Annotated in this window: 23 protein-coding genes; 10 read left to right on the top strand and 13 right to left on the bottom strand. The window is 61.2% G+C overall.

Going from position 1 to position 23454, the window contains the following annotated elements; translation table 11 throughout:
* Positions 1-17 precede the first annotated feature (17 nt).
* Positions 18-845, top strand: coding sequence for a thiazole synthase (locus tag NW833_RS06375; RefSeq protein ID WP_414395993.1), 828 nt, complete (start codon positions 18-20; stop codon positions 843-845).
* Between the two features lie 13 nt (positions 846-858).
* Here the strand turns inward: NW833_RS06375 and NW833_RS06370 are convergent, their stop codons facing one another.
* Together NW833_RS06370 and NW833_RS06365 are read right to left on the bottom strand one after the other, a co-directional pair.
* On the bottom strand, positions 859-1491 hold the full coding sequence (locus tag NW833_RS06370) for a class I SAM-dependent methyltransferase (RefSeq protein ID WP_414411916.1): 633 nt from the start codon (positions 1489-1491) through the stop codon (positions 859-861).
* An 84-nt stretch (positions 1492-1575) separates the two neighbouring features.
* Positions 1576-2295 (bottom strand): DUF554 domain-containing protein, encoded by a 720-nt coding sequence (locus NW833_RS06365; RefSeq protein WP_414395989.1) that lies wholly within the window; start codon positions 2293-2295, stop codon positions 1576-1578.
* 149 nt (positions 2296-2444) lie between these two features.
* Between NW833_RS06365 and NW833_RS06360 the strand changes: the two genes are divergently transcribed.
* Both NW833_RS06360 and NW833_RS06355 read left to right on the top strand, forming a co-directional pair.
* Complete coding sequence (locus NW833_RS06360) at positions 2445-2969, top strand: GNAT family N-acetyltransferase (protein WP_414395987.1); 525 nt, start codon at positions 2445-2447, stop codon at positions 2967-2969.
* 3 nt (positions 2970-2972) lie between these two features.
* Positions 2973-3683: an esterase/lipase family protein gene (locus tag NW833_RS06355; protein WP_414395985.1), complete on the top strand. Its 711-nt coding sequence runs from the start codon at positions 2973-2975 to the stop codon at positions 3681-3683.
* On the opposite strand, the gene psb29 is transcribed toward NW833_RS06355, so the two are convergent.
* A complete protein-coding gene (gene psb29 / locus NW833_RS06350) occupies positions 3680-4399 on the bottom strand; it encodes a photosystem II biogenesis protein Psp29 (protein ID WP_414411915.1) in 720 nt (239 codons plus the stop codon). The two genes, NW833_RS06355 and psb29, sit on opposite strands and share 4 nt — an antisense overlap.
* Positions 4400-4503: 104 nt before the next feature.
* Here psb29 and proB point away from each other — a divergent pair, with 104 nt between their 5' ends.
* Positions 4504-5619, top strand: coding sequence for a glutamate 5-kinase (gene proB / locus NW833_RS06345; RefSeq protein ID WP_414395981.1), 1116 nt, complete (start codon positions 4504-4506; stop codon positions 5617-5619).
* A gap of 3 nt (positions 5620-5622) precedes the next feature.
* On the opposite strand, the gene arsJ is transcribed toward proB, so the two are convergent.
* The 3 genes from arsJ to ahcY all read right to left on the bottom strand — a co-directional run bounded on the left by arsJ (position 5623) and on the right by ahcY (position 9334).
* Positions 5623-6909 (bottom strand): organoarsenical effux MFS transporter ArsJ, encoded by a 1287-nt coding sequence (arsJ, locus tag NW833_RS06340; protein ID WP_414411914.1) that lies wholly within the window; start codon positions 6907-6909, stop codon positions 5623-5625.
* Positions 6910-6928: 19 nt separating this feature from the next.
* Positions 6929-7939, bottom strand: a complete 1011-nt coding sequence (locus NW833_RS06335) for an ArsJ-associated glyceraldehyde-3-phosphate dehydrogenase (RefSeq protein ID WP_414411913.1) — start codon at positions 7937-7939, stop codon at positions 6929-6931.
* Positions 7940-8053: 114 nt separating this feature from the next.
* Positions 8054-9334: an adenosylhomocysteinase gene (gene ahcY / locus NW833_RS06330; protein ID WP_414395976.1), complete on the bottom strand. Its 1281-nt coding sequence runs from the start codon at positions 9332-9334 to the stop codon at positions 8054-8056.
* A 68-nt stretch (positions 9335-9402) separates the two neighbouring features.
* On the opposite strand from ahcY, the gene ruvX reads away from it, so the two are divergent.
* A complete protein-coding gene (gene ruvX / locus NW833_RS06325) occupies positions 9403-9882 on the top strand; it encodes a Holliday junction resolvase RuvX (RefSeq protein WP_414395974.1) in 480 nt (159 codons plus the stop codon).
* Here the strand turns inward: ruvX and NW833_RS06320 are convergent.
* Positions 9849-10256, bottom strand: coding sequence for a YraN family protein (locus NW833_RS06320; protein WP_414411912.1), 408 nt, complete (start codon positions 10254-10256; stop codon positions 9849-9851). The two genes, ruvX and NW833_RS06320, sit on opposite strands and share 34 nt — an antisense overlap.
* A complete protein-coding gene (locus tag NW833_RS06315) occupies positions 10234-10356 on the bottom strand; it encodes a hypothetical protein (protein ID WP_414396121.1) in 123 nt (40 codons plus the stop codon). The genes NW833_RS06320 and NW833_RS06315 overlap by 23 nt, the downstream gene beginning before the upstream one ends.
* A 154-nt stretch (positions 10357-10510) precedes the next feature.
* On the opposite strand from NW833_RS06315, the gene NW833_RS06310 reads away from it, so the two are divergent.
* Both NW833_RS06310 and NW833_RS06305 read left to right on the top strand, forming a co-directional pair.
* Positions 10511-11356: a M48 family metallopeptidase gene (locus NW833_RS06310; protein ID WP_414411911.1), complete on the top strand. Its 846-nt coding sequence runs from the start codon at positions 10511-10513 to the stop codon at positions 11354-11356.
* Positions 11357-11364: 8 nt separating this feature from the next.
* On the top strand, positions 11365-12276 hold the full coding sequence (locus NW833_RS06305; protein WP_414411910.1) for a carbohydrate kinase family protein: 912 nt from the start codon (positions 11365-11367) through the stop codon (positions 12274-12276).
* Positions 12277-12279: 3 nt separating this feature from the next.
* Here NW833_RS06305 and NW833_RS06300 read toward each other — a convergent pair whose 3' ends face one another.
* Genes NW833_RS06300 through pyrR form a run of 4 tightly spaced genes read right to left on the bottom strand, consistent with a single transcriptional unit; the run spans position 12280 to position 16241 of the window.
* Positions 12280-14004, bottom strand: a complete 1725-nt coding sequence (locus tag NW833_RS06300) for an ABC transporter ATP-binding protein (RefSeq protein ID WP_414396112.1) — start codon at positions 14002-14004, stop codon at positions 12280-12282.
* A 45-nt stretch (positions 14005-14049) separates the two neighbouring features.
* Positions 14050-14646, bottom strand: coding sequence for a metal-binding protein (locus NW833_RS06295; protein ID WP_414411909.1), 597 nt, complete (start codon positions 14644-14646; stop codon positions 14050-14052).
* A 30-nt stretch (positions 14647-14676) separates the two neighbouring features.
* Positions 14677-15654, bottom strand: coding sequence for a putative 2-dehydropantoate 2-reductase (locus tag NW833_RS06290; RefSeq protein ID WP_414405162.1), 978 nt, complete (start codon positions 15652-15654; stop codon positions 14677-14679).
* A gap of 47 nt (positions 15655-15701) precedes the next feature.
* A complete protein-coding gene (gene pyrR / locus NW833_RS06285) occupies positions 15702-16241 on the bottom strand; it encodes a bifunctional pyr operon transcriptional regulator/uracil phosphoribosyltransferase PyrR (RefSeq protein ID WP_414395964.1) in 540 nt (179 codons plus the stop codon).
* A 170-nt stretch (positions 16242-16411) separates the two neighbouring features.
* Between pyrR and NW833_RS06280 the strand changes: the two genes are divergently transcribed.
* Positions 16412-16876 carry a pentapeptide repeat-containing protein gene (locus NW833_RS06280; RefSeq protein WP_414411908.1) on the top strand — a complete coding sequence of 155 codons (465 nt, stop codon included), beginning with the start codon at positions 16412-16414 and terminating at the stop codon, positions 16874-16876.
* A gap of 55 nt (positions 16877-16931) precedes the next feature.
* Here NW833_RS06280 and NW833_RS06275 read toward each other — a convergent pair whose 3' ends face one another.
* Positions 16932-17645: a heme oxygenase (biliverdin-producing) gene (locus tag NW833_RS06275; RefSeq protein ID WP_414411954.1), complete on the bottom strand. Its 714-nt coding sequence runs from the start codon at positions 17643-17645 to the stop codon at positions 16932-16934.
* 439 nt (positions 17646-18084) lie between these two features.
* Between NW833_RS06275 and rpoB the strand changes: the two genes are divergently transcribed.
* Both rpoB and NW833_RS06265 read left to right on the top strand, forming a co-directional pair.
* Entirely contained in the window at positions 18085-21471 is a 3387-nt protein-coding gene (gene rpoB / locus NW833_RS06270) for a DNA-directed RNA polymerase subunit beta (RefSeq protein ID WP_414411907.1), read from the top strand.
* Between the two features lie 97 nt (positions 21472-21568).
* Positions 21569-23452: a DNA-directed RNA polymerase subunit gamma gene (locus NW833_RS06265; protein WP_414411906.1), complete on the top strand. Its 1884-nt coding sequence runs from the start codon at positions 21569-21571 to the stop codon at positions 23450-23452.
* Positions 23453-23454: the final 2 nt, after the last annotated feature.

Here is a 23454-nt window from a genome sequence, read left to right as displayed (position 1 = left end):
TAAACTCTGTCCCAGCGATGTCCACTCTTCTTGAGCTTTCCCCTTCAATCCAGGCCGATGAGGATCCCTTGGTGCTCTACGGCCAGGCTCTGCCCAGCCGGCTGATGCTGGGGACAGCCCGCTACCCTTCGCCGGCTATTTTGGAACAGGCGGTGGCGCGGGCGCAGCCCTGTCTGTTGACGGTTTCCCTACGGCGCCAGGGTGCCCTAGGGCCAGAGGCCTCTCAGGGGTTTTGGGCCCTGCTGCAGAAGCTGGGGATCCCACTTTTGCCCAACACCGCCGGCTGCCACAGCGTGCAGGAGGTGGTCACGACGGCGGAGATGGCCCGAGAGGTGTTTGGCACCGACTGGATCAAGCTGGAGCTGATTGGCGATGACTACACCCTGCAGCCGGATCCGGTGCAACTGCCCGTTGCCGCTGCCGAGCTGGTTCGGCGGGGGTTTAAGGTCTTGCCGTATAGCACCGACGACCTAGTGCTCTGCCAGCGGCTCTTGGATGCCGGTTGTGAGGTGGTCATGCCCTGGGCCGCTCCCATCGGCACGGGCAAAGGCCCCCTCAACCCCTACAACCTGCGTCTGCTGCGGGAGCGGATCGAGGCGCCGCTAATTGTGGATGCCGGCCTAGGCTTGCCCTCCCACGCTTGCCAGGTCATGGAGTGGGGCTTCGATGGGGTCCTGCTCAATACAGCAGTGGCCCTAGCCCGGGATCCGGTGGCGATGGCCGAGGCTTTCGCGGCAGCGGTGCGTGCAGGCCGCCAAGCTTATCTAGCGGGGGCAATGGCTCCGCAGGAAACACCCCAGCCCAGCACGCCTGTTCTGGGCACTCCCTTCTGGCACCAGGGTTAACTGCTCTATCAAATCAAGCAACAGGCTTTTGCGCCTGGATGACCTGCAGGGCTCCTCCAGCGTGCAGGGTTTGCCGGACGGACTGCCAGCCCTGGTGCTGCAGGTACTGGGGCAAGTCCAGCTTGAGGAAGTGCCAGGCTGTCTCGGTCTCAAACAGGGCTAGAAACAGGGCCAGTCCGGGCCAAAGTAGGGGCTGCCGGGGCGCGTGCAAATCGAGAAGTAAAAGCCTTCCCCCTGGCTTGAGCACCCGCCAGACTTCGCGCAGCACCTGTTCGAGGTCGGGGAAGGTCAACTCGTGCAGGGCCAAGCTGGTGTGTACCCAGTCAAAGTTGTCGGCGGGAAAGGGCAGATCCTGGGCAAAGGCTTCCACAAATTCAACGTTGGGTAGGCGCTGGCGGGCTGCTGCTAGGGCTTTGGGTGAGGCATCCACGCCGACCACGTTTTGACATAGCTCGGCCAGAAGCGGTGTCACTTCCGCCGGCCCACAGCAGAGATCCAACACCCGATCCTGAGGTTGGATGGGGATCCCTTGCAGGGGCAAGCGCCGCAGCCGAGCATACCCCCCCACTGCCAGGGCCGCCGCGCGGCTAATGCTGCGGTAAAGCCAGGGAAAGCGGTAGCTCCAGTCGCGGAGGAAGGTGGCCATAGAGGCTTCTCCTACCCCACTAGCGGGATCTCCCAGCGTCACTTGCCGCCAAGCTGAGGGGAGTTGCTCCTTGCTCTGGACAGACTAGAGGTCAAGATCCCACAGCGGGAAGAATCCCACCAGCAGCTCCACAATCAGCAAAGCCGGCAACAGGTTGGCCACCCGAAGGCGCGCTAGGCCAAGCAGGTTAATGCCAATACCTAGGATGAGGATCCCACCGGTGGCCTCCAAGGCCGCAAGCAGCTCTGGACGCAGCAGGGGCTGCAGTTGTCGCGCCAGCAGGGCCACTCCTCCCTGAACCAGGAGCACCGGCAGGGCGGAAAACAGCGTACCCCAGCCCAGGCTGGCGGTAAAAGCCAGGGTGGCTATGCCATCCAGCGCAGCTTTGACCAGGAGCAGCGAGGGATCCCCCAGGCCATCCTGGATGGATCCCAGCAGCGTCATGGGCCCAACCAAAAAGAGAATGCTGGGGGCCACGAAGGCGCAAGCAATGGGGCTAGGGCCCAGCCAGCGGCTCACCTGCTTTTCTAAAGCTTGTCCCAGCCGCTCAAAGGTAGCCTCGAGATCGCTCCATTCCCCCAGCCAAGCTCCCCCGATCAAGGCCAGCAAGACAGTGACTGCCTGGGCGGCGCTGCTGAGGGTAAGGGCCATTTGCATCCCCAGAACCAACACCAGCAAGCCCATAGCTTGGAGCAGGGTTTGGCTGATGCGCTCTGGCAAACGACGGCCTAGTGCCCAGCCAAGGCCGCTGCCCAAGAGGATGGCGAGGGCATTGACGAGGGTGCCAGTGCCAGGGGTAGCCATAAAACTTCTCGCCGGCCAGCCTGAATTATAAGTCTCCCTCGAAATCTTCTCCAGGCCGACAGGGAAGCACCTGGGCAGACTGGCCGTTTCTGCTGCCAATCCTGGCTATACTGGGGACATGCTCACAGAGGTGGGCTTTTACTCCACTCATGGGTTTTTGGAAAGGCCTGTTTGGGTCAGCAGGGGCTGCCACCGCCAAAGCGTCAACGCAAACGGCTACACCTGCCCCTCGCCAGGAGACGGTGGCGGTGGGGGGGGAGACTATTGTCTTTAGCCTGGATCCCAACGTAGATGTGTACGAGCTGGAAGAGCTTTGCGATGCAGTAGGGTGGTCGCGTCGCCCCATCCACAAAGTTAGGAAAGCTCTGCAGCACAGTTTTTTGGTGGTCTCGATGTGGCAGCAGCGGGGCAGCTACCGACGTCTCATTGGCTTTGCCCGCGCCACCTCGGACCATGCCTTCAACGCCACCATTTGGGATGTAGTGGTCCATCCTGAGTTTCAGGGCCGAGGGCTGGGCAGGCGACTGATGGAAAAGGTCATTCAGGAGCTGCGCGCTCAGGACATCAGCAACATCACCCTCTTTGCCGACCGGGAAGTGGTCAGCTTCTACGAGCGGCTTGGCTTTACGGCCGACCCTGAGGGGATCAAGGGCATGTTTTGGTACCCGCGCTAGCCCATGGCTCCCCTGCCCACAGTGATCTTGCCGGGTTATCTGGCGGGCGCCTCGGAGTACGAGCCTTTGCGCCGGGAGCTGGAGAAGCGTGGCTATCCAGCGCGAGTGGTACCGCTGCGGGTAGCCAGTTGGCTGCCCACCCTGGGAGGAAGGCCGGTCACGCCTATCTTGCGGGCTCTCCAGGCCACTGTCCGACGTACCCAGGCCGAGTTTGGAGCTGAGCAGGTGAACTTGGTGGCCCACTCCGCTGGCGGCTGGATTGCTCGCATCTACCTGGGATCGGTGCCCTACGGAGGTCAGGTCTGGCAGGGGCGGGATCACGTGGCCACCCTGATTAGCCTGGGATCCCCTCACACCAGCCGGGAGCGCTGGACAAGGCGCAACCTGGACTTTGTGAACACCCACTACCCAGGCGCCTTCTGGCCTCAGGTCAAGTACGTGTGCGTGGCTGGCAAGGCCATCCAAGGACGGCGCGTGGGCTGGGGATCCCTGTGGCGGCGAGAGCACTACCTCAGCTGGCTAGCCTACAACAGCTACCGGCTCACTGCCGGCCAGGGAGAACTCTGGGGAGATGGCATCACTCCCATCGAGGCAGCCCATCTGCCGGGAGCTATCAACCTCACCCTTCCCAATTGCTACCACTCGGGCCGCGGCGCGCGATGCTGGTATGGTTCGCCAGAGGTAGTCGAGAGTTGGATTGCTTACTTGGCCTAGCTGCTGGATCTTGGGGGATCGGCAGTGGAGCTGCCGGGCAGGGAAGCCGCCGACTGGCGACGTTCCTGTTGACGCCGGGCCGCTTTTACCATCTCCTCGAGAGCAGCGCGCGCCTGCTTCAGGCGGTCCAAGCTGCTGCGGTAGAGCTCCAGGTCTTTTTTCACCCTCTCTGGCGAGAAAGGCAGCTTCCTAATCACCTCCTCCAGAAAGCGGCGGCTGCGCTCTTCGGGATCCTTATAGAGGGAGGCAGCTACTGCCTCGTAGGCCGTGTAGAGGCCAACGGCCAAAACTCGGCTGTAGGCATAGGGAGGCTGGGTCATGCGCTGCAAGATGGCCTTTAGCCCCCCCACATCCTCCGCCTCTGGTTTGAGGCAGAGCAGGTTGTAGCGCTGCTGGGGATCCCCACTGCGCAGGAGCTCCAGCAGGTCACGGGCATTCCTGCGCACCACCTCCGGCTTGAGGTGGAGAGCCTTACAGAGGGCGTTGAAGATGACCTCGCGCTGCTCAGGAGAAGGGTAAGTCTCCATCAGCCCGTTGTAGAGGGTAACCAGCCCCAGGGCAAAAAAGGGATCGTAGACAAAGGCGCTGTTGACCGTGGCTAGGTGCAGCTCCACCAGCAACTCTTCCACCACCCGGCGATAGGCGGGGTGAATAGGGCGAGGGTAGGCGCTCAAAAAAGCCGCTTTGGTGGCCGAAAAGGTGCGGACAGGATTCACAGGCAAAGAAAGAGAGCGGGAGGCAAACTTATAATATTCTCCCTCGGAGCGACCCCGCGGGCAAGCCAGGCTCTAGGTTGCCGTGGGGTGGGAGGGTTAGCGATATGGCAGCTACAGAGGGAACCATTGTCGTCAAAATCGGCACCTCCAGCTTGACGGATCCGCAGACGGGCTCCCTGCGCCTTTCCGTGTTGGGGCCCCTGGTGGAGGTGCTGACGCGGCTGCGCAACCAGGGCTATGCGGTAATCCTGGTCTCCTCCGGGGCGGTGGGGATAGGCTGTGCCCGCCTGGGCTTGCGCCAACGGCCGACGGCAATTGCGGAAAAGCAGGCGGTGGCGGCGGTGGGTCAGGGACGGCTGATTCGCCTGTACGACGATCTCTTCTCTGCTCTCAACCAACCCATTGCCCAGGTGCTGCTCACCCGAGGCGACTTCGTGGAGCGCAGCCGCTACGTCAATGCCAATCGCACCTTCACCCAACTGCTGCAGATGGGGGTTATCCCCATCGTCAACGAAAACGACACGGTGGCGGTGGAGGAGCTGAAGTTTGGCGACAACGACTCCCTCTCTGCCCTGGTGGCGAGCATGGTGCAGGCCAAGTGGCTGATCCTCCTCACCGATGTGGACAGGCTCTACTCCGCTGATCCCCACCGCGATCCCTCCGCCGAGCCCATCGAGCGGGTGGAGCACGGCATGCCTTTGCGGGTGAAGGCGGAAGCCCACGGCAACAGTGGCTGGGGCACCGGCGGCATGGCAACCAAGCTCGCTGCGGCTCAAATCGCCACCGCTGCCGGCGTGACGGTCGTGATCACCAACGGCAAACGGCCCGACCAGATCCCAGCCATCTTAGCCGGCGAGCCCATTGGCACCCGCTTTGAGCCCGCTCCTCAGCCGGTTAGCGCCCGCAAGCGGTGGATTGCCTACGGCCTTATCCCCGAGGGATCCCTGACCTTGGATGAGGGAGCCGTGCGGGCAATCTGTGAGCAGGGGCGCTCGCTGCTGCCAGCGGGGATTACCGACGTTTCTGGCGACTTTGAGGCGGGGGCTGCCGTGCGCCTGTGCGATCCCAGCGGGCGAGAGGTGGGGCGGGGCCTAGTCAACTACAGCGCCGAGGAACTGCGGCGGATCAAAGGCAAGAAAACTGCTGAAATCCCCTACATCTTGGGCTACGAGGGAGTCGATACCGCTGTCCATCGGGATAACCTGGTCCTGCTGGAGTGACACTCAGTCGCCGGGCTTGACCACCCACTCCACAGGGGTTTTGGTGGGATCCGGCAATTTCAGCGAAAACAGCCCCGCCATCAAAATCAACAGGGTGGAAAACCAGAGGCAGCCCTCCAAACCGTAGAACTGGAAGACAAGCCCCGAAGTTACCGTGCCCAGCAGCCGCCCGCCAGAATTGGCCATGTAGTAGAAGCCCACATTGAGGGCCACCTCGTCGTCTTCGGTGTAGGCCAGCACTAGATAAGAGTGCACCGCCGAGTTAAAGGCAAAAACCATCCCAAAGAGGATGAGGCCGCCAGTGACCACCCACTCCGGCGGGAGGTCGGCCATGAAGGCGGTGGCAATGATGGCCGGCACTGCGGTCAAGGTAAACGTCCAGATTTGGAGAGTGCGGGCCTTGGGCGCGCGGCCCGGGCGACCCCCTCCCAACAGCTGCGGCGCCAGAAACTGGATGATCCCATAGCCGATGACCCAGATGGCCATGTAGCTGCCCACCTGCATGAAGGTCCAGCCCAGGCTGTCGTAGAGAAACACGGGCAGGGCCACCACAAACCACACATCCCGCGACCCGAACAGGAAAAAGCGGGCTGCTGAGAGAAGGTTGATCTCGCGGCTTTTGGAAAACAGGCGTTTGAAGGGGATCTTCGCCTTAACCTTGCCCATGTCTGCCGGCAGCAGCGCCCCCGAACAGAAGATCAACGCCAGCGCCCCCGCCTGCACGAAGTTGGCCATGCGGAAGCCCATGGGATCGCCGTAGATCTCGGTAAAGATCTGCAGCAGGGCCGCTCCCACAAAGAACCCCACCCCCTTGAGGGCGTTTTTGGATCCCGTCAGCATGGCCACCCAGCGGAAGAGGCGGGATTCAGCCTCCCTAGGCACCACCAGGCGGATGGCGCTCTTGGAGCTCATCTTGGTGAGATCTTTGGCGATCCCGGCTAGGGCTTGGGCCGTCATCACATAGGCCACCTGGCCCCAGACCGGCCACTGCAGGTTGATCACCCCCAGCATCACCAGGCCAAAGATCTGAATGGCAATGCCGCCGTAGAGGGTCAGCCGCAGGCCAAAGAGGGATCCAATCCAGCCGCCCAGGAAGTTGGTGATCACCCCGAAGATCTCGTAGAAGAGGAACAGCATGGCAATCTGAATCGGGGTGAAGCCCAACTTGTGGAAGTGGAGCAGCACCAACATGCGGATGGCGCCGTCGGTGATGGTAAAACCCCAGTAGGCAGCGGTTACCAGGGCGTAGTTGCGCACAGCAGCAGCCTGGGCGCTTGAGGCAGCAGTCATGGGCAGGTCTCCAAAGGACTTACAGACTAAGGGCCACCTTGCGGGCCAATTCCGCCATGCGGTTGGCGTAGCCCCATTCGTTGTCGTACCAGGCCAGAACCTTTACCTGGGTGCCGTCCACCACCAGGGTTGAGAGGGCATCCACAATGCTGGAGCGGGAATCTCCCTTGAAATCCACGGAAACCAAGGGCAACTCCTCATAGCCTAGGATGCCCTTGAGTTCGCCCTCGGCTGCCGTTTTTAAAAGACGATTAACCTCTTCCACGGTGGTAGGCCGCCTCACCTCAAACACGGCGTCGGTCAAAGAGGCATTCAGCAGGGGCACGCGCACCGCAATGCCGTTGAGCTTGCCATCTAACTCGGGGTAGATAAGGCCAATGGCTGTGGCAGAACCGGTGGTGGTAGGTACCAAGGAGAGCAAAGCCGAGCGGGCTCGCCGCAGATCCTTGTGGGGAGCATCCACCAGCGTTTGAGTGTTGGTAACAGCGTGGACGGTGGTGATCACCCCGTGCAGGATGCCGATCCCCTCGTGGATGACTTTCACCAAGGGGGCCAAGCAGTTGGTGGTGCAGGAGGCGGCGGTGAGCAGGTGGTGGCGGGACGGGTCGTAGAGGTGGTCGTTGACGCCCATGACAATGTTGAGGGCCTCTTTGTCCTGGACAGGGGCAGCCACAATGACCTTGCGCACCCCGGCCTTGAAGTAGGCCTCCAGCCCTGCGGCTTTCACAAACTTCCCTGAACACTCCAGCACCAGGTCGATCCCCAACTCAGCCCAGGGCACTTCGCCAGGAGATTTGCACTCGCTAAAGGTCAGGATTTTGTCCTGGATGCGCAACTTCTGGTCGGATCCCTCGATGTCGAGGTTCCAGCGGCCCTGCACCGAGTCGAACTTAAGCAAGTGAGCTGCGGCAGCAGGCCCGCCCTTGATCTCGTTGATGTGGGCAAACTCCAGCTCCGGCCAACCCCAAGCTGCCCGCAGCACCAAGCGTCCAATGCGGCCAAAACCATTGATGCCTACCCGCGCTGCCATCCCCCTCTCCTTCCAACGTGCAGCCAGGGAGAACCCCACCCAGAGCTTATCAGAAGCACCCCTGCATTTCAAGTTGGGAAGCTGGGCAAGAGTCCACTAGCAGCAGCGTGTCCTTTAGGTTCCTACAGTCCAGGTGTTGCCATACTCAATCTGCTCCGGGGTGAGGCTGTCGATCTGGACCCCCATGGCCTTGAGCTTAAGGCGGGCAATGGCCTCATCCACCTCAGGAGGGATGGGGTGCAGCCCTGGAGCCAGCCGACCCCGGTTTTTCACCAGGTACTCGCAGGCCAGCGCCTGGTTGGCAAAGCTCATGTCCATAACGCTAGCCGGGTGGCCTTCGGCAGCAGCTAGGTTGATGAGCCGGCCCTCTCCCAGCACGAATACCGATTTGCCCGATTGAAGACGGTACTCTTCCACGAAGGGGCGTACTGTCTGCCGGGAAACGGCTCGCTCCTGCAGGGCCCCTAGGTCAATCTCGATATCGAAGTGGCCGGCGTTACAGACCATTGCCCCATCCTTCATGGCGTCGAAGTGCTCGCCGCGGAGGACATGCTTGTTGCCCGTGACTGTGATGAACAGATCCCCCAGGGGGGCAGCCTCGGCCATGGGCAGAACGCGAAAGCCGTCCATGACCGCTTCCAGGGCCCGCACCGGGTTGACCTCGGTCACGATGACCTGGGATCCCATGCCTCGGGCTCGCATCGCCACTCCCCTGCCGCACCAGCCATAGCCGGCCACGACCACCGTCTTCCCGGCCAGGAGAAGGTTGGTACAGCGCAGAACCCCGTCTAGGGTGGATTGGCCGGTGCCGTAGCGGTTGTCAAACAGGTGTTTGGTTGCAGCGTCGTTAACGGTCATCACCGGGAAGCTGAGCACCCCCGCCTTCAGCATGGCCCGCAGGCGCACCAAACCGGTGGTGGTCTCCTCCGTGGTGCCGATGAGCTCGGAGAGCTGCTCCTGCCGACGCTGCACCAGCTCCGCCGTTACATCGCCGCCGTCGTCGATGATGAGGTTGGGGCGGTGATCCAGGGCAATCTGGACATGGCGGCGGTAGGTTTCCACATCCTCCCCCTTGATGGCGAAGACTGAAATGCCGTAGTCGGCCACCAGGCTAGCGGCCACATCGTCTTGGGTGGAAAGAGGGTTGCTGGCAATGAGGACGCTCTCGGCTCCACCCGCCTGCAGAGTCAAGGCCAGATTGGCAGTTTCGGTGGTGACATGACAGCAGGCCACTAGGCGCAGGCCAGCCAAGGGCTTTTCTTGGGCAAAGCGCTCCCGGATCTGGGCCAGCACCGGCATCTCCCGCGCCGCCCACTGAATCCGCTGCTTGCCCAAGGGAGCAAGGCTCAGATCCTTGACTTCATGCTTAGGTAGAGACAGAGTAGCACTGCTCATGAGAAGACTCCCAACGAGGACTCCAGACAGGGAGAGGCCGTTCCAATGTCGCCAAGATGGAGACCCGCATGTCGACAAGCCTGAACTATTCTCCCACAAGGGAGCCCTTTTCGGCGCTGGGGCTGGATGTGGGCGATCGCCGCATTGGTGTCGCCGGCTCCGATGGGCTGGGGCTGTTGGCCACTGGCCTGGGGGTGATCCAGCGCCGTTCCCTTGCAGAAGATATCGCCCAAGTGCAGGCGTGGATTCGCCGCCGCCAGGCCACTGTGGTGGTGGTTGGGATCCCTCTTTTGGCCGATGGCTCGGTGGGATCCCAAGCCCGCAAGGTGCAGCGCTTTGTGCGGGCTCTCCAGGCGGCTGTGGATTTACCCATAGAGACGGTTAACGAGTACCTAAGCACCGTGCAGGCGGAGTGGGATCTGCGCCAGGCAGGGATACCCGCCAAAGCCCAGAAGGGTTTAATCGATCAGCAGTCGGCGGCCGTAATTTTACAAACTTGGCTGGATGAGCGGCGCTACCGCTCCACCTCAAAAGCTCCCTGCCGATAGTCGGCCAAAGCGTAGCCACCACCAGGCCGATATTCCACGAGGGCCACATCGAAGCGGCAGGCTGCTTCCGCTACCTGGGGATGCTGGCTCAGGAAGGCTTGGGCAGCTTGGATCAAGCGCTGCTGTTTCCGGGTCCCAACTGCCAAAAGTCCGCCCTGATCCCAGCCCTGGCCGCGGCGGGTTTTAACTTCCACAAAAACCAGCAGCCCTGCCTTGTAGGCCACCAGATCTACCTCCCCCCACTGACAACGCCACCGCCGGGCCAGGATCTGCCAGCCTTGCCCTTCCAGGTACCGCTGCACGCAGGCCTCCCCGGCCCTGCCAGCCTCTTGAGGGGCGGTGTGCTTGCGCCTAGTGGGCAGAGCCGTTGCCATGATACTTGTCAGTGTCGTAGAAGCCGTTGCGGGTGCCAAAGTAGAAGCTTGCCAAAGAGAGGATCAGGGCAACCGCCACCAAGATCGATTTTGCCTCCACGCGGTTTTCTCCCACCTTTGTCCTCAGCCATGATAGCTTGCTTGCTCCGCCTTACCCCCTACCAGTTGAGGCAGAATGGGAGGAGCGTCGCTACTGCTTTTTGCCTCTCAAGCTTACCGTTTTCCTGCAGCCTCGTATGTCTTCCGCGCCCTCTATGCCAACTGCTTCCAGCAAGCCTCGCCTCCTCTTGGGCCTGCGGGCCGACGAGTTTCGCCATCCAGTGGATCTGCAAGCCACCCGCTCTCTGCAGCAACTGCCGGGCCTAGGCCTGCTGATTCAAAACTTGCTTGGCTCCACGGCGGGGGAGATGTTTTACCTGGATAACATTGCCTCCAGTATCCAAATCAACGAGCAGCAGTTGCCGGAAGTTTACCAGCTTTTGGTTCAAGCCTGCCGCATTTTGGATCTGGAGGTGCCCCAGCTCTATGTGCGGCAAAACCCTGTGCCCAACGCCTACACTTTTGCCATGCAGGGGAAAAAGCCTTTCATTGTCTTGCACAGCTCCCTGCTGGATTTGCTAGAGCCCAAGGAACTGCAAGCTGTCATTGCCCATGAACTGGGTCATCTCAAATGCAACCACGGCGTCTATCTGACGATGGCCAACCTTCTCATGCTCTCCACCAGCTTGCTTCCCTTTGGCGGCCTGTTCTACCGGGCCCTGCAGGATCAACTGCTGCACTGGCTGCGCTGTGCTGAGTTTACTTGCGACCGGGCAGCGCTGCTGGTTACCCAGGACGCCAGAACCGTAATCTCAGTGCTGATGAAGCTGTGCGGCGGCTCGCCGCAGTTGGCCGCCAAGCTCAACGTGGATGCCTTTCTGGAACAGGCCCGCACCTACGAGGAGCTGGATAGCGATCTCTGGCAACTGGAGCTCAAGCAACTCCAAACCCTTGGCCGTACCCATCCGTTGCCGGTGCTGCGAGCCCGAGAGATCGAGCGCTGGTTCCGCAGTAACACTTATCAGCAAATTCTCGAGCGGCACGGCGTCCCCGCGTTCTAGAAACCAGGATGGCTCTTCTCGAAGCGCCGCTTGGCCCGCCGCTGATCTTGGGAGAGGTTCTTCTGGATTGCTTCCCTGACAGGGTGGTGCTGGGAGGAGCCGCTTTGAATGTGGCCTGGAACCTCAAGGGACTGGGGTTGGATCCCCTCTTGATTAGCCGCATTGGCCAGGATGAGGCAGCGGAACAGGTGTTGAGGGCGCTGCGGCGGCAGGGGCTACGTCTAGAGGGGCTGCAGCGGGATCCAGCTCACCCCACCGGTCAAGTCCAGGTCACCCTCGACAGAGAGGGAATCCCAACCTTTGCCATCCTGCCGGAGCAGGCCTATGACTTCATCGAGCTGGATCCGGCTGTCCTTAGGGCCTTCCAGCCCAGCCTCCTCTACCGGGGTAGTCTGGCCGCACGGCAAGAGTCAGCCCACCGCCATTTCCAGGAGGCCATCCTGGCTTTAGGCTGTCCGGTGTTTTTGGACCTCAACTTGCGGGATCCCTGGTGGCACCCAGGCCCCATCCGGGAGATGCTGCGCACCTGCACTTGGCTGAAGCTCAACCAGGCGGAGCTAGAGCAAGTGGTTCAGCTGGAAGGGATCCCTGGCGGGGAGGTGGTGGAGCAGGGGCAGCTCTTGCGGGCGCAGTTGGGCCTCAAGGGCTTGTTCCTAACTTTGGGGGCTGCAGGCGCGTTCTTGTTTACGGCTGAGAGGGTGTATTGGGCGGAGGCGGTGCCAGCGCTACGGCTGGTGGATACAGTAGGGGCAGGGGATGGGTTTAGCGCTGTGGCCATCCTAGGCCTGCTGCGAAGGTGGCCAGAAGCAGTACTGCTGCAGCGGGCAGTGGAGTTTGCCGCAGCCATCTGTGGAGTTGCGGGGGGTGCACCCCAAGACCCAGAGTTCTATTGCCCTTTCCGGCAGCGGTGGGGGCTCTAGGAGCTACTGAAACTGGCGCCAGTGGAGCTGGGCGTAGCGTCCTCCTTTAACCAGGAGCTCGCGGGGGTTGCCCTGCTCTAGAAGTTGCCCCTCTTCGAGGACAAAAACGCGATGGGCGCTGCGCACCGTGGAGAGGCGGTGGGCAATAACAAAAACGGTACAGCGCTGCATGAGCCGCTGCAGAGCCTCCTGCACCAAGGCTTCCGACTCGTTATCCAAGGCGGAGGTCGCCTCGTCCAGGATCAGAATCTTGGGGTTGAGCAGCACAGCGCGGGCAATAGCTAGCCGCTGCCGCTGACCGCCGGAGAGGGTGATCCCACGCTCGCCGATTCGAGTGGCGTAGCCCTCAGGCAGGCTCTCAATGAAGCTATCAATATTGGCCACCCGGGCCGCCTGGCGCACTGCCTCCAGGTCAAAGGGCTCCTGGCCATAGGCGATGTTGCTGGCAATGGTGCCGGAAAAGAGGGTAATCTCCTGGGGGACGATGCCAATTTGGCGACGCAAACTTTTGAGGGTGACGGTGCGGATATCGATGCCGTCGATGCGAATACACCCCTGCTGCGGATCGTAGAAGCGAGGGATCAAATTCACCAAAGTCGACTTGCCGGCCCCGGAGGATCCCACTAGAGCAACAATCTCGCCGGGGGCCACCTGGAAGCTGATGTCTTTAAGCACCGGCTGGCCCGGCTTGTAGGCAAAGGAGACCCGATCGAACTCCACCCAGCCCTGAATCGGCGGCAGGGGGCGGGCGCCAGGCAGCTCGCGCACGCGGGGTCGGGTATCTAGGAGCTCAAAGATCCGCTCCACGGAAGCCTCCCCTTGCTTTAGGTCGCTGTAGTTATTGGTGATGTGGACGATGGGATCGATGAGCAGAGCCACCCCCGCAATGAAGCCGAGGAACTGGCTGCCGGTCAGGTTGCCCTCGCTAATCTGCCAGCCCCCTACCCAGAATACCCCCAGGACGCTCATGGCGTAGAGAAAGCCCACCACCGGGTCTTGGATGGCTTTGACCTGTTCGGTTTGAAAGCGAGCCAGGCGGTTGCTTTCGGCCAGGGCGCTGAAGCGGCGGATCTCGTAGTCCTCGGCAGCAAAGGCGCGGGTAAGGCTGACGGCAGCAAAGACCTCCGTTAAAAGAGAAGACAGGTCGGCCATGCTCTCCTGGTTGCGGCGGGAGCGCTGCAGCAGCCGCTCTCCAAACCAGCTGATCAAGGCGCCCATCAGGGGAGCAATCACCAGGGTGGTTAGGGTGAGGATGCCGTTGAGGTAGAACAAGTAGGCCACCACGGCCAGGATGGTGAGCACGCTGGGGATAAAGCGGTGGAAAAACCGCTGTACCACCTCCCCCACCCGATCCAGGTCGCTGGTGAGGCGATAGACAAGGTCACCAGTGCGGCTCCCGGAAAAATAGTCCACGTCCAATCCTTGCAAGTGGGCGTAGACTCGCTGCCGCAGCTCCAACACCATCTGCAGGGAGGCCCTGGCCATGAGGGTGTCCTGGCCGTACTGGAAGGCGCCACGCACTAAGAAGAACACCACCCCAATCAAGGCCAACGTCCGCAGTTGCCTGAGATCCCCAGCGCCAATGGAGCGAGCCACCCACTCGATCAAGTAGGCAAGGGCAGGCATGGTGAGGACAAAGCCGAGGGTACAGACTAGCCCCAGCAGCAACATCCACAGATGGGGCCGAATGAAGGGAAAGAGACGGCGATAGCTACGCAGCGGCTGCACCAAGGGCCATCCAAAAGGCTTCTGCCCCGATCAGCTTAGCGGAGATTAGCTCCTCAACGGCTGCCGAGATCCCCTCCTAGCAGCTTTTTTGCGGGATCTGAGGGAAACTGGCTCTCCTTTTTTGGCCTCCCCCTGCCATCTTTTGCGCCAACGGCGCCAGCGGGAGACCAGGCAATCGCTAAGGCTGTGGCTGACAGATCCCAGCTCCAGCCCTAGGCCCACCCACCCCAGGGTCTCGGCGTGGGCTTGCAGCCACTGCCAGAGGTTGTCCCGCCAGATCCCCGGCTGCCACGGCCACCAGCCCAGGTGGGATCCCAGCCAGGCGACGGTCAGGCCCACCCCTGTCACCCACAAGCCTAGGTAGAGCAGCCGCAGAGCAGTGCCCACCAGCGGCCCGTGGGACCAGAAGGAGCGGTGCCGCAGCCAGCGGCGGTAGGGAAGCCAAATCCAGCGCAGGAACAGCCAGCGGCGATACTGGCGAGAGTCAGTGTCCAGATCCCCGGAAAACATCAGGCCGCTGAAGAGATAGGCCGACCCCACCGCCAAAGCCACAGCGGCACTGTTGCCCAGCAAAGCCGCTGCCAAGGTAATGCCGGGAGCTGTCCAGAGGATGAGGCGATCGTGGGTGGATCCCCAGGGCATAAAGAGCGCAGCCCTCCCCTGGGGCTGAGTCTAGCCGCAAGTGGGGGAAAAAGCAGGGATCCCTCGATTGAGACGATCCAACACCTGCAACTGCCGGTAGAGCATCTCCACCCGCGGCATTTGGACTCCACCCTGCTGGGCATAGCGGAGAGGGTTGGCAAAAATAGCCTCCAGCTCCAGGGGACGCTTGCGCTCGTAGTCGATCTTCATGCTGGTGCGGTAGGGGACCATCTTCTCGGTGTTAGCCAGCATCTCGGGAATTAGGGAAGGGGGAAGCCGGCGACCACAGGCCGCAGCTCCCTCCACCACCTCTTGCATCAGGGCTTCTGCCAGGGCGCGGGCTTCCGGATCCCGGATCATCTGCTGGGTGTCGGCATTGAAAACAACCGAGAGGCCATTGAAGGGAATGTTCCAGACCAACTTCTGCCAGCGGGCTTCCATCAGATCCGGCGAGAGGGAGGTAGGGATCCCAGACCTTTGAAAATCGGCCTGGATCTGTTGCAGACGGGGCGTGATCCCCTGGGGGGCATAGCCAGGGCCATATTCGGCCAGCAGTACCGAGCCATAGTCGAGGTGGCGGATGTGGCCAGGGCCAACTTTATTGGAGCTGATGAAACAGAGGCCACCCACGACGCGCTCAGGGCCGACGCAGTTGGCAATCTCCGGCTCTGCGCCCAAGCCGTTTTGCAGCAGGATCACCACGCCCTTTTCAGCCAGCACAGGCGGCAGCAGCCGGGGCAGAAGGTGATTTTGGGTGGCTTTCAGGGCCACGATTACTCCCTCACAAGGGGGCATTGCCTCCACGGAGGCGTAGGCATTGACCTGGGGCAGGTGAAAGTCTCCCCAGCAGGATTCCACCCACAAGCCGTTTTGGCGCACCTGCTCGTAGTCGCTATGGAGCAGGAAATGCACCTCAAAGCCGGCCTGCTGTAGCTTGGCCCCGTAGAATCCTCCCACGGCGCCACTGCCCAAAACCGCATAGCGGCGGCTTTCCGGCAACTGGGACATCGCAAAACCTTGAGCCGATATCCCCACCCTAGCGCACTCTGGAGAGCTCACTCAGGATCAGGGTTGATCAGCAGCACCCGCTCCTCGCCGTCGGTTTCGCGCAGGTGCACCTTGACCATTTGCTCGGGAGTTGTGGTCAGCCTATGGCCGCAGTAATCCGGCTGAATGGGGAAGTGCCGATGGCCGCGGTCAATCAGCACGGCCAAGCGCACCCGTTCTGGGCGCCCAAAGTGGTTCAGGGCCTCCAAAGCCGCCCGAACAGTGCGGCCGTGAAAGATAACGTCGTCCACCAGCACGACCTCTTGGCCAGTGAGATCCCGGGGCATTTCACTGCGATCAGGAGTGCGCAGCCGGCCAGAGCCCAGATCGTCGCGGAAGAAGGTGATGTCCAACTCCCCTACCTGGGGCGGTATCCCAAACAGCTCGGCTATGCCATCCCGGAGCCGGTAGGCCAGAGGCACCCCGCGGGTGCGGATGCCGATCAACACCAGCCTGTCCAGGTGGGGGTGATCCCTGCCAATAGCGGCCGCCAAAGCCGCCATTTGCCTAGCCATCTCCTGGGCATTGAACACCTCGGTTGTGGACATGGACAGTTGAGGCCGACCTATAGGAGCCCAAGTTAGCCCAGATCCGCAGCCAGTAGGATAGGATATAAGGCCCTAGAAGGGAGAGATCCGCCATGTCCACTGCAGTGTCCGCTACAGGTCCAGCTTCGACGGAGAAAAGAGGGCCTAGGTGGGCCCGCTGTTTACGGGCCGTGCTGGCGGTTCTCCCTCTGCTGGCCTTGGGGTTATTCCTGCTGGGATCCCCGGCCTGGGCGGAAGACTACAGCAAGCGGGAGCTGCAGGGGGCAGACTTTGCCGGACAAGACCTGAGCGGCTGGAAATTTCTCAAAGCCAACCTGCGACAGAGCAATCTCAGCCACGTGAAGGCGGCAGGAGCCAATTTTTTCGGAGCCAACCTCAGCAAAGCTAACCTACGCGGGGCGGATCTGCGCGGCGCCACCCTGGACATGGCCAATTTGCAGGGTGCTGATCTGCGGGAAGCCCAACTGCAAGACAGCATGATGTGGCTGGTGCGGGTGGAAGGGGTCGAGATCGAGGGAGCAGATTTTACCAATGCCCTAATCCGCAAGGATGCCCTCGCCATCCTCTGCGATCGGGCTAGCGGCGTTAACCCGGTTACCGGCCGGGCCACCCGCGACACCCTTGGGTGCAACTAGCCCTCACCCCCAGCCCCCCTCCCTGGGAGAGAGGGGCGAAACTCTGGGCCCTAGCTCACGAGCTGGGGGCAGCCGCCTCTGAGGGGGCAGGCTTGCGCTGAAACTGACCCAGGAGCGAGTTCCAGGCTAGGCGTGCCATGGACAGCAGCCAGTTGCCCTCCAGCTCTCTAAACAAGTCCATGTTGAGCTTGAAGGCGTAGTTGGCTTCTGCCACAATGCGCTCGATAGTAGCCTGGTCCAGCCCCAGCGCATCCAGTTGAGCGCGGTAGCGCTGCTTAAACTTGCCCTCGTGCGGGATCTGTTCAAAGTCGTAGAAGGCGGTGCCTTCCCCCGGTGGCAGGCGCAGGGCCCGGCGGGCAATGTTTTTCAGGATCTGGCCGCCCGACAGGTCGCCAATGTAGCGGGTGTAGGCGTGGGCAATCAGCAGAACCGGATCTTTTTCCACCACTTCTTGAATGCGGTTGACATAGACTTGGCAAGCGGGAGAGGGCTTGACCACAGAGGGCCAATGGGGACCGATGAAATAGTTCAAATCTTTCTCTAGGCTGGCCTTGCGCCACAATTCGGGGTAGTAGAGCTGACCCACTATCGGGTGCTCTCGCAACCGCGCAAACCCCTCTTCCAGCGCACTGTAGACAAAGTAGAAATTGCCCACGTAGCGGCTGTAGGTACGCCTATCAACCACTCCCTTGAGGAAACATTTGATAAAGGCCATATTCTCGGCCATGGTGTGGGACTGCTTGGTGCCCTCCCGCAACTGGGTTGACAGGCCAGCGTTTTGATTTTCTTGGCTGGGCAAACCCTTACTCACAAAACCCTCCTTGTAAAAAGTTGCTTGGCTCCGGCCATTGACCGGCTTATGGAGGCAGCGAGGGATGCCTCAGCAGCAGACCCGGCAAAGGCAACACAGACCGCCCAGCGCGGCGGCTAAACGCTCTTCTCCGGGGCTCGATGCTTCTTTTTCCCCCGCCATCCCTATCTAAGCAGCAGCACTCGACTGGCGGTCAATGGCTTAAGCTTAGAATAATCCGCCCGAGTGTGAATGGATGTGAACAATCCTTAAGGCAGGTTGGAGAGGAAGCAGAGCTTGCTAGCTCCCAGGCTAAAGGCAGGAGTTGCCGCCAACCCTTGTAAAGTTCGTTGACGATCGTTGGCGGGGCTTCTATAATTGGAGGCCTGACTGCAGCGCAAGCCCTGCTAAGCAACGCATGAGCTCGTTAGCTGTTCCCTCCCCTGTTCTTACCTTACCTGACCTGGTAGAGATTCAGCGGGAAAGTTTCCTCTGGTTTTTACGGGAAGGGTTTGAAGAGGAGCTCCTGAGTTTTTCTCCCATCGTCGATTACACCGGCAAGCTGGAGCTGCACTTTCTGCCAGACTACCGGCCTGGGGATCCCTCCAAGGGGTACAAGATCAACAAGCCGCGCTATGACCCAGAGGAGGCCAAGCGGCGGGATGCCACCTATCAAGCCCAAATCCGGGTGCCGACGCGCTTAATCAACAAGGAGACGGGCGAAATCAAAGACATGGACGTCTTCATGGGCGAGCTGCCCTTGATGACGGATCGAGGCACCTTCATCATCAACGGCGCGGAGCGGGTGATCGTCAACCAGATTGTGCGCAGCCCCGGCGTTTACTACAAGGCGGAGCTGGACAAAAGTGGCCGCCGCACCTATAGCGCTAGCCTCATTCCCAACCGTGGTGCCTGGGTGAAGTTTGAGACGGACAAAAAGGGGCTGGTGTGGGTGCGCATCGACAAAACCCGCAAGCTCTCGGCAGCAGTTTTGCTCAAAGCTTTGGGCCTGAGTGACTCGGAGATCTACGACAGCCTGCGCCACCCCGAATTTTTCCAAAGAACCATGGAAGAGGAGGGGCACTACAGCGAAGAAGAGGCGCTGATGGAGCTCTACCGCAAGCTGCGGCCCGGGGAGCCTCCTACGGTCTCTGGCGGCCAGCAACTGCTGGAGTCGCGCTTTTTTGATCCCAAGCGCTACGACCTGGGGCGGGTAGGGCGCTACAAGCTCAACAAGAAGCTCAACCTGACGGTGCCCGAAAATGTTCGGGTGCTTACCGTTACCGACATTCTGGCCGTTATCGACTACCTCATCAACTTGGAATACGACATTGGCCAGGTGGATGACATTGACCACCTGGGCAATCGGCGGGTGCGCTCGGTGGGCGAGCTGCTGCAAAACCAGGTGCGGGTGGGCCTCAACCGCCTGGAGCGGATTATTCGCGAGCGCATGACGGTTTCCGAGTCGGAAAACCTTACCCCTGCCTCGCTGGTTAACCCCAAGCCCCTAGTGGCAGCTATTAAGGAGTTCTTCGGCTCCAGCCAGCTCTCCCAGTTCTTGGATCAGACCAACCCCCTGGCAGAGCTGACCCACAAGCGGCGGCTGTCGGCTCTGGGCCCTGGGGGCCTGACGCGGGAGCGGGCTGGCTTTGCCGTGCGGGACATCCACCCCAGCCACTACGGGCGCATCTGTCCCATCGAAACCCCCGAAGGACCCAACGCCGGGTTGATTGGGTCTCTTGCTACCCACGCCCGCGTCAACCAATACGGCTTTATCGAAAGCCCCTACTACCGCGTCGAGAATGGCGTGGTGCGCAAAGACCTGGGGATGGTCTACCTCACCGCCGACGAAGAGGACGAGTACCGCGTGGCGCCAGGGGACGTGCCGGTGGACGCCGAAGGCCGCATCACTGCCGAGGTGGTGCCCGTGCGCTACCGCCAAGAATTCACCACTGCTCACCCCAGTGAGGTGCACTACGTACAGGTGTCGCCGGTGCAGGTGATCTCGGTGGCCACCTCGTTGATCCCCTTCCTGGAGCATGACGACGCCAACCGCGCCTTGATGGGAGCCAACATGCAGCGCCAGGCGGTGCCCCTGCTCAAGCCAGAGCGGCCCTACGTGGGCACAGGCCTGGAAGCCCAGGCGGCGCGGGACTCCGGCATGGTGGTGGTGTCGCGCACCAACGGGGTGGTGACCTATGTTTCCGCCGATGAAATCGTGGTGCGGCCCGAGGATGGGGGAGATCCCATTGTCTACCGCCTGCAAAAATATCAGCGCTCCAACCAAGACACCTGCCTCAACCAGCGTCCTCTGGTCTACGTGGGGGATCGGGTAGTGGCCGGCCAGGTGCTGGCTGACGGTCCAGCAACCGAGGGCGGCGAGCTGGCCCTAGGCCAGAACGTGCTGGTGGCCTACATGCCCTGGGAGGGCTACAACTACGAAGACGCCATCTTGATCAGCGAGCGGCTGGTCTACGATGATGTCTTCACCTCCGTGCACATCGAGAAATACGAAATTGAGGCCCGGCAGACCAAGCTGGGGCCAGAGGAGATTACTCGCGAGATCCCCAACGTGGGGGAAGATGCCCTGCGCAACCTGGACGAAAACGGCATCGTGCGCATTGGGGCTTGGGTGGAAGCCGGCGACATTCTGGTGGGCAAGGTTACGCCCAAAGGGGAGTCGGATCAGCCTCCGGAAGAGCGGCTGCTGCGGGCCATTTTCGGGGAGAAAGCTCGCGATGTGCGGGACAACTCCCTGCGCGTGCCCAACGGTGAGCGCGGGCGGGTGGTGGATGTGCGCATCTTTACCCGCGAGCAGGGGGATGAGCTGCCGCCGGGGGCCAACATGGTGGTGCGAGTTTACATTGCCCTCAAGCGCAAAATCCAGGTGGGAGATAAGATTGCTGGCCGCCACGGCAACAAAGGCATCATCTCCCGCATTTTGCCGGTTGAGGACATGCCCTATCTGCCCGATGGCACGCCGGTGGATGTGGTGCTCAACCCCCTGGGAGTGCCCTCCCGCATGAACGTGGGCCAAGTGTACGAGTGCCTGCTGGGCTGGGCTGCGGAGCACTTGGGGGTGCGCTTTAAGCTAATGCCCTTCGATGAAATGCACGGCCTGGAGGCTTCCCGACTGACCGTGGAAGCCAAGTTGCGGGAGGCGCGCGAGAAGACCGGCAAGGACTGGATCTTCAACCCTGAGGGCAAATACTGCGGCAAGGTGCAGGTGTTTGATGGCCGCACAGGCGAGCCCTTCGACCAGCCGGTTACGGTGGGCCGGGCCTACATGCTGAAGCTCGTGCACTTGGTGGACGACAAGATCCACGCCCGCTCCACCGGCCCCTACTCGCTGGTAACCCAGCAACCGCTGGGGGGTAAAGCCCAGCAGGGTGGCCAGCGCTTTGGGGAGATGGAGGTGTGGGCTTTGGAGGCGTTTGGGGCGGCCTACATCTTGCAGGAACTGCTGACTGTCAAGTCGGACGACATGGTGGGGCGCAACGAGGCCCTCAACGCCATCGTCAAGGGCAAGCCCATTCCTCGGCCGGGCACGCCGGAATCTTTCAAGGTGTTGGTGCGGGAGCTGCAGTCCCTGTGCCTGGACGTCTCCGTGTACAAGGTGGAGGTGGACAGCAAAGGCCAGCCCCACCATGTGGAGGTAGACCTAATGGCCGATGTCTCGACCCGCCATGTCCCTTCTCGGCCCACTTACCAGTCAATTACGGCTGAGGATCTCTCCCCAGCAGCCAGGGAAGGCTTCGTAGCTAGCCGCAGCCGGGACGAGGAAGAAGACGAGGACGATTTTTAGGTGGCGCCAGGCAGGTTTCAGCTAAGGGAGGAAAGGGGGGAGGATCCCTCTCTCCTTCCTATCTAGGTGCTAAGGCAGCAAGTCAGGAGAAATGGCTATGGCCAGACCAGAGCAGCGCTTTGACTACATCAAGATTGGGTTGGCTTCTCCCCAGCGGATTATGGAGTGGTGCCAGCGCACCCTGCCCAACGGCCAAGTCGTGGGAGAGGTTACCAAGCCAGAGACCATCAACTACCGCACCCTCAAGCCGGAGATGGATGGTCTCTTCTGTGAGCGCATCTTCGGGCCGGTTAAGGACTGGGAGTGCCACTGTGGCAAGTACAAGCGCGTGCGACACCGCGGCATTGTCTGCGAACGCTGTGGGGTGGAAGTGACGGAGTCGCGGGTGCGCCGCTATCGCATGGGCTACATCAAGCTGGCTGCCCCAGTTACCCACGTTTGGTATCTGAAAGGGATCCCTAGCTACATTGCCACCCTGCTGGACATGCCGCTGCGCGACGTGGAGCAGGTGGTGTACTTTAACGCCTACGTCGTGGTGGATCCGGGCAATGCCCCCAACCTCTCCTACAAGCAGCTGCTGACGGAGGATCAATACCTTGAGATCGAAGATCAGATGTACGAGGAGGGATCCAACCTGCAGCTGCCGGAAAACTGGGCCATGATTGGTGCCGAGGCCATCGAACGCCTGCTCAAAGACATTGACCTAGAAAAAGAGGCGGAGAAGTTGCGCGAGGAAATCGCCAGTGCCCGCGGCCAGAAGCGAGCCCGCCTGATCAAGCGGCTGCGGGTCATCAACAACTTCATTGCCACGGGAGCTCGGCCTGAGTGGATGGTGCTGCGGGTGCTGCCGGTCATCCCCCCCGATCTGCGCCCGATGGTGCAGTTGGATGGGGGCCGTTTTGCCACCAGTGACCTCAACGACCTCTATCGCCGCGTGATTAACCGCAACAACCGCCTGGCGCGCCTGCAGGAGATCATGGCGCCGGAGATCATTGTGCGCAACGAAAAGCGCATGCTGCAGGAGGCGGTAGATGCCCTCATTGACAATGGGCGGCGCGGGCGCATGGTGGTGGGAGCCAACAATCGTCCCCTCAAGTCCCTGTCGGACATCATCGAGGGCAAACAGGGCCGTTTCCGGCAAAACCTGCTGGGCAAGCGGGTGGACTATTCAGGGCGCTCGGTGATTGTGGTGGGGCCCAACCTGCGCATGCACCAGTGCGGCTTGCCCAAAGAGATGGCCATTGAGCTATTTCAGCCCTTCGTCATCCATAAGTTGATCAAGCGAAATATCGTCAACAACATCAAAGCCGCCAAGAAGCTCATCCAGGGCAATGACCCGCAGGTTTGGGACGTGCTGGAGGAGGTCATCGACGGCCACCCAGTTTTGCTCAACCGCGCTCCCACGTTGCACCGCCTCGGGATCCAAGCCTTTGAGCCGGTTCTGGTGGAGGGGAGGGCAATTCAGCTCCATCCCTTGGTCTGCCCCGCCTTTAACGCTGACTTTGACGGCGACCAGATGGCTGTCCATGTGCCTTTGTCCTTGGAAGCCCAGGCGGAAGCGCGCCTGCTGATGTTGGCCACCCACAACATCCTCTCCCCAGCCACGGGTGCCCCCATCATTACCCCTACCCAAGACATGGTTTTGGGCTGCTACTACCTGACCGTGGACAACCCCGAGGCAGCCGAGGTTAACGATCGCTATTTTGCTAGCCTGGAGGATGCTCTTGTTGCCTACGACCGCGGCATCATTGGCCTGCACAGCAAAATCTGGGTGCGCTACAGCGGCCCGATGGAGTTGGGCAAAGGAGAAAAAGAGTCAGAGCCCCAGATTGTCGAGGAGCCAGGCGGTACCCGCCTCAAGATCACCAACTACCGCCGCATCCGCGAGGATCAAGAGGGCAACGTTATCAGCCAATACATTCGCACTACGCCAGGCCGGATCATCTTCAACAAGACGGTGCAGGACATTCTGTTGGCATAACC

Source organism: Synechococcus sp. O70.1, assembly GCF_047462215.1.
Lineage (GTDB): Bacteria > Cyanobacteriota > Cyanobacteriia > Thermostichales > Thermostichaceae > Thermostichus.
This window is presented reverse-complemented; position numbering and strand designations above follow the sequence as displayed.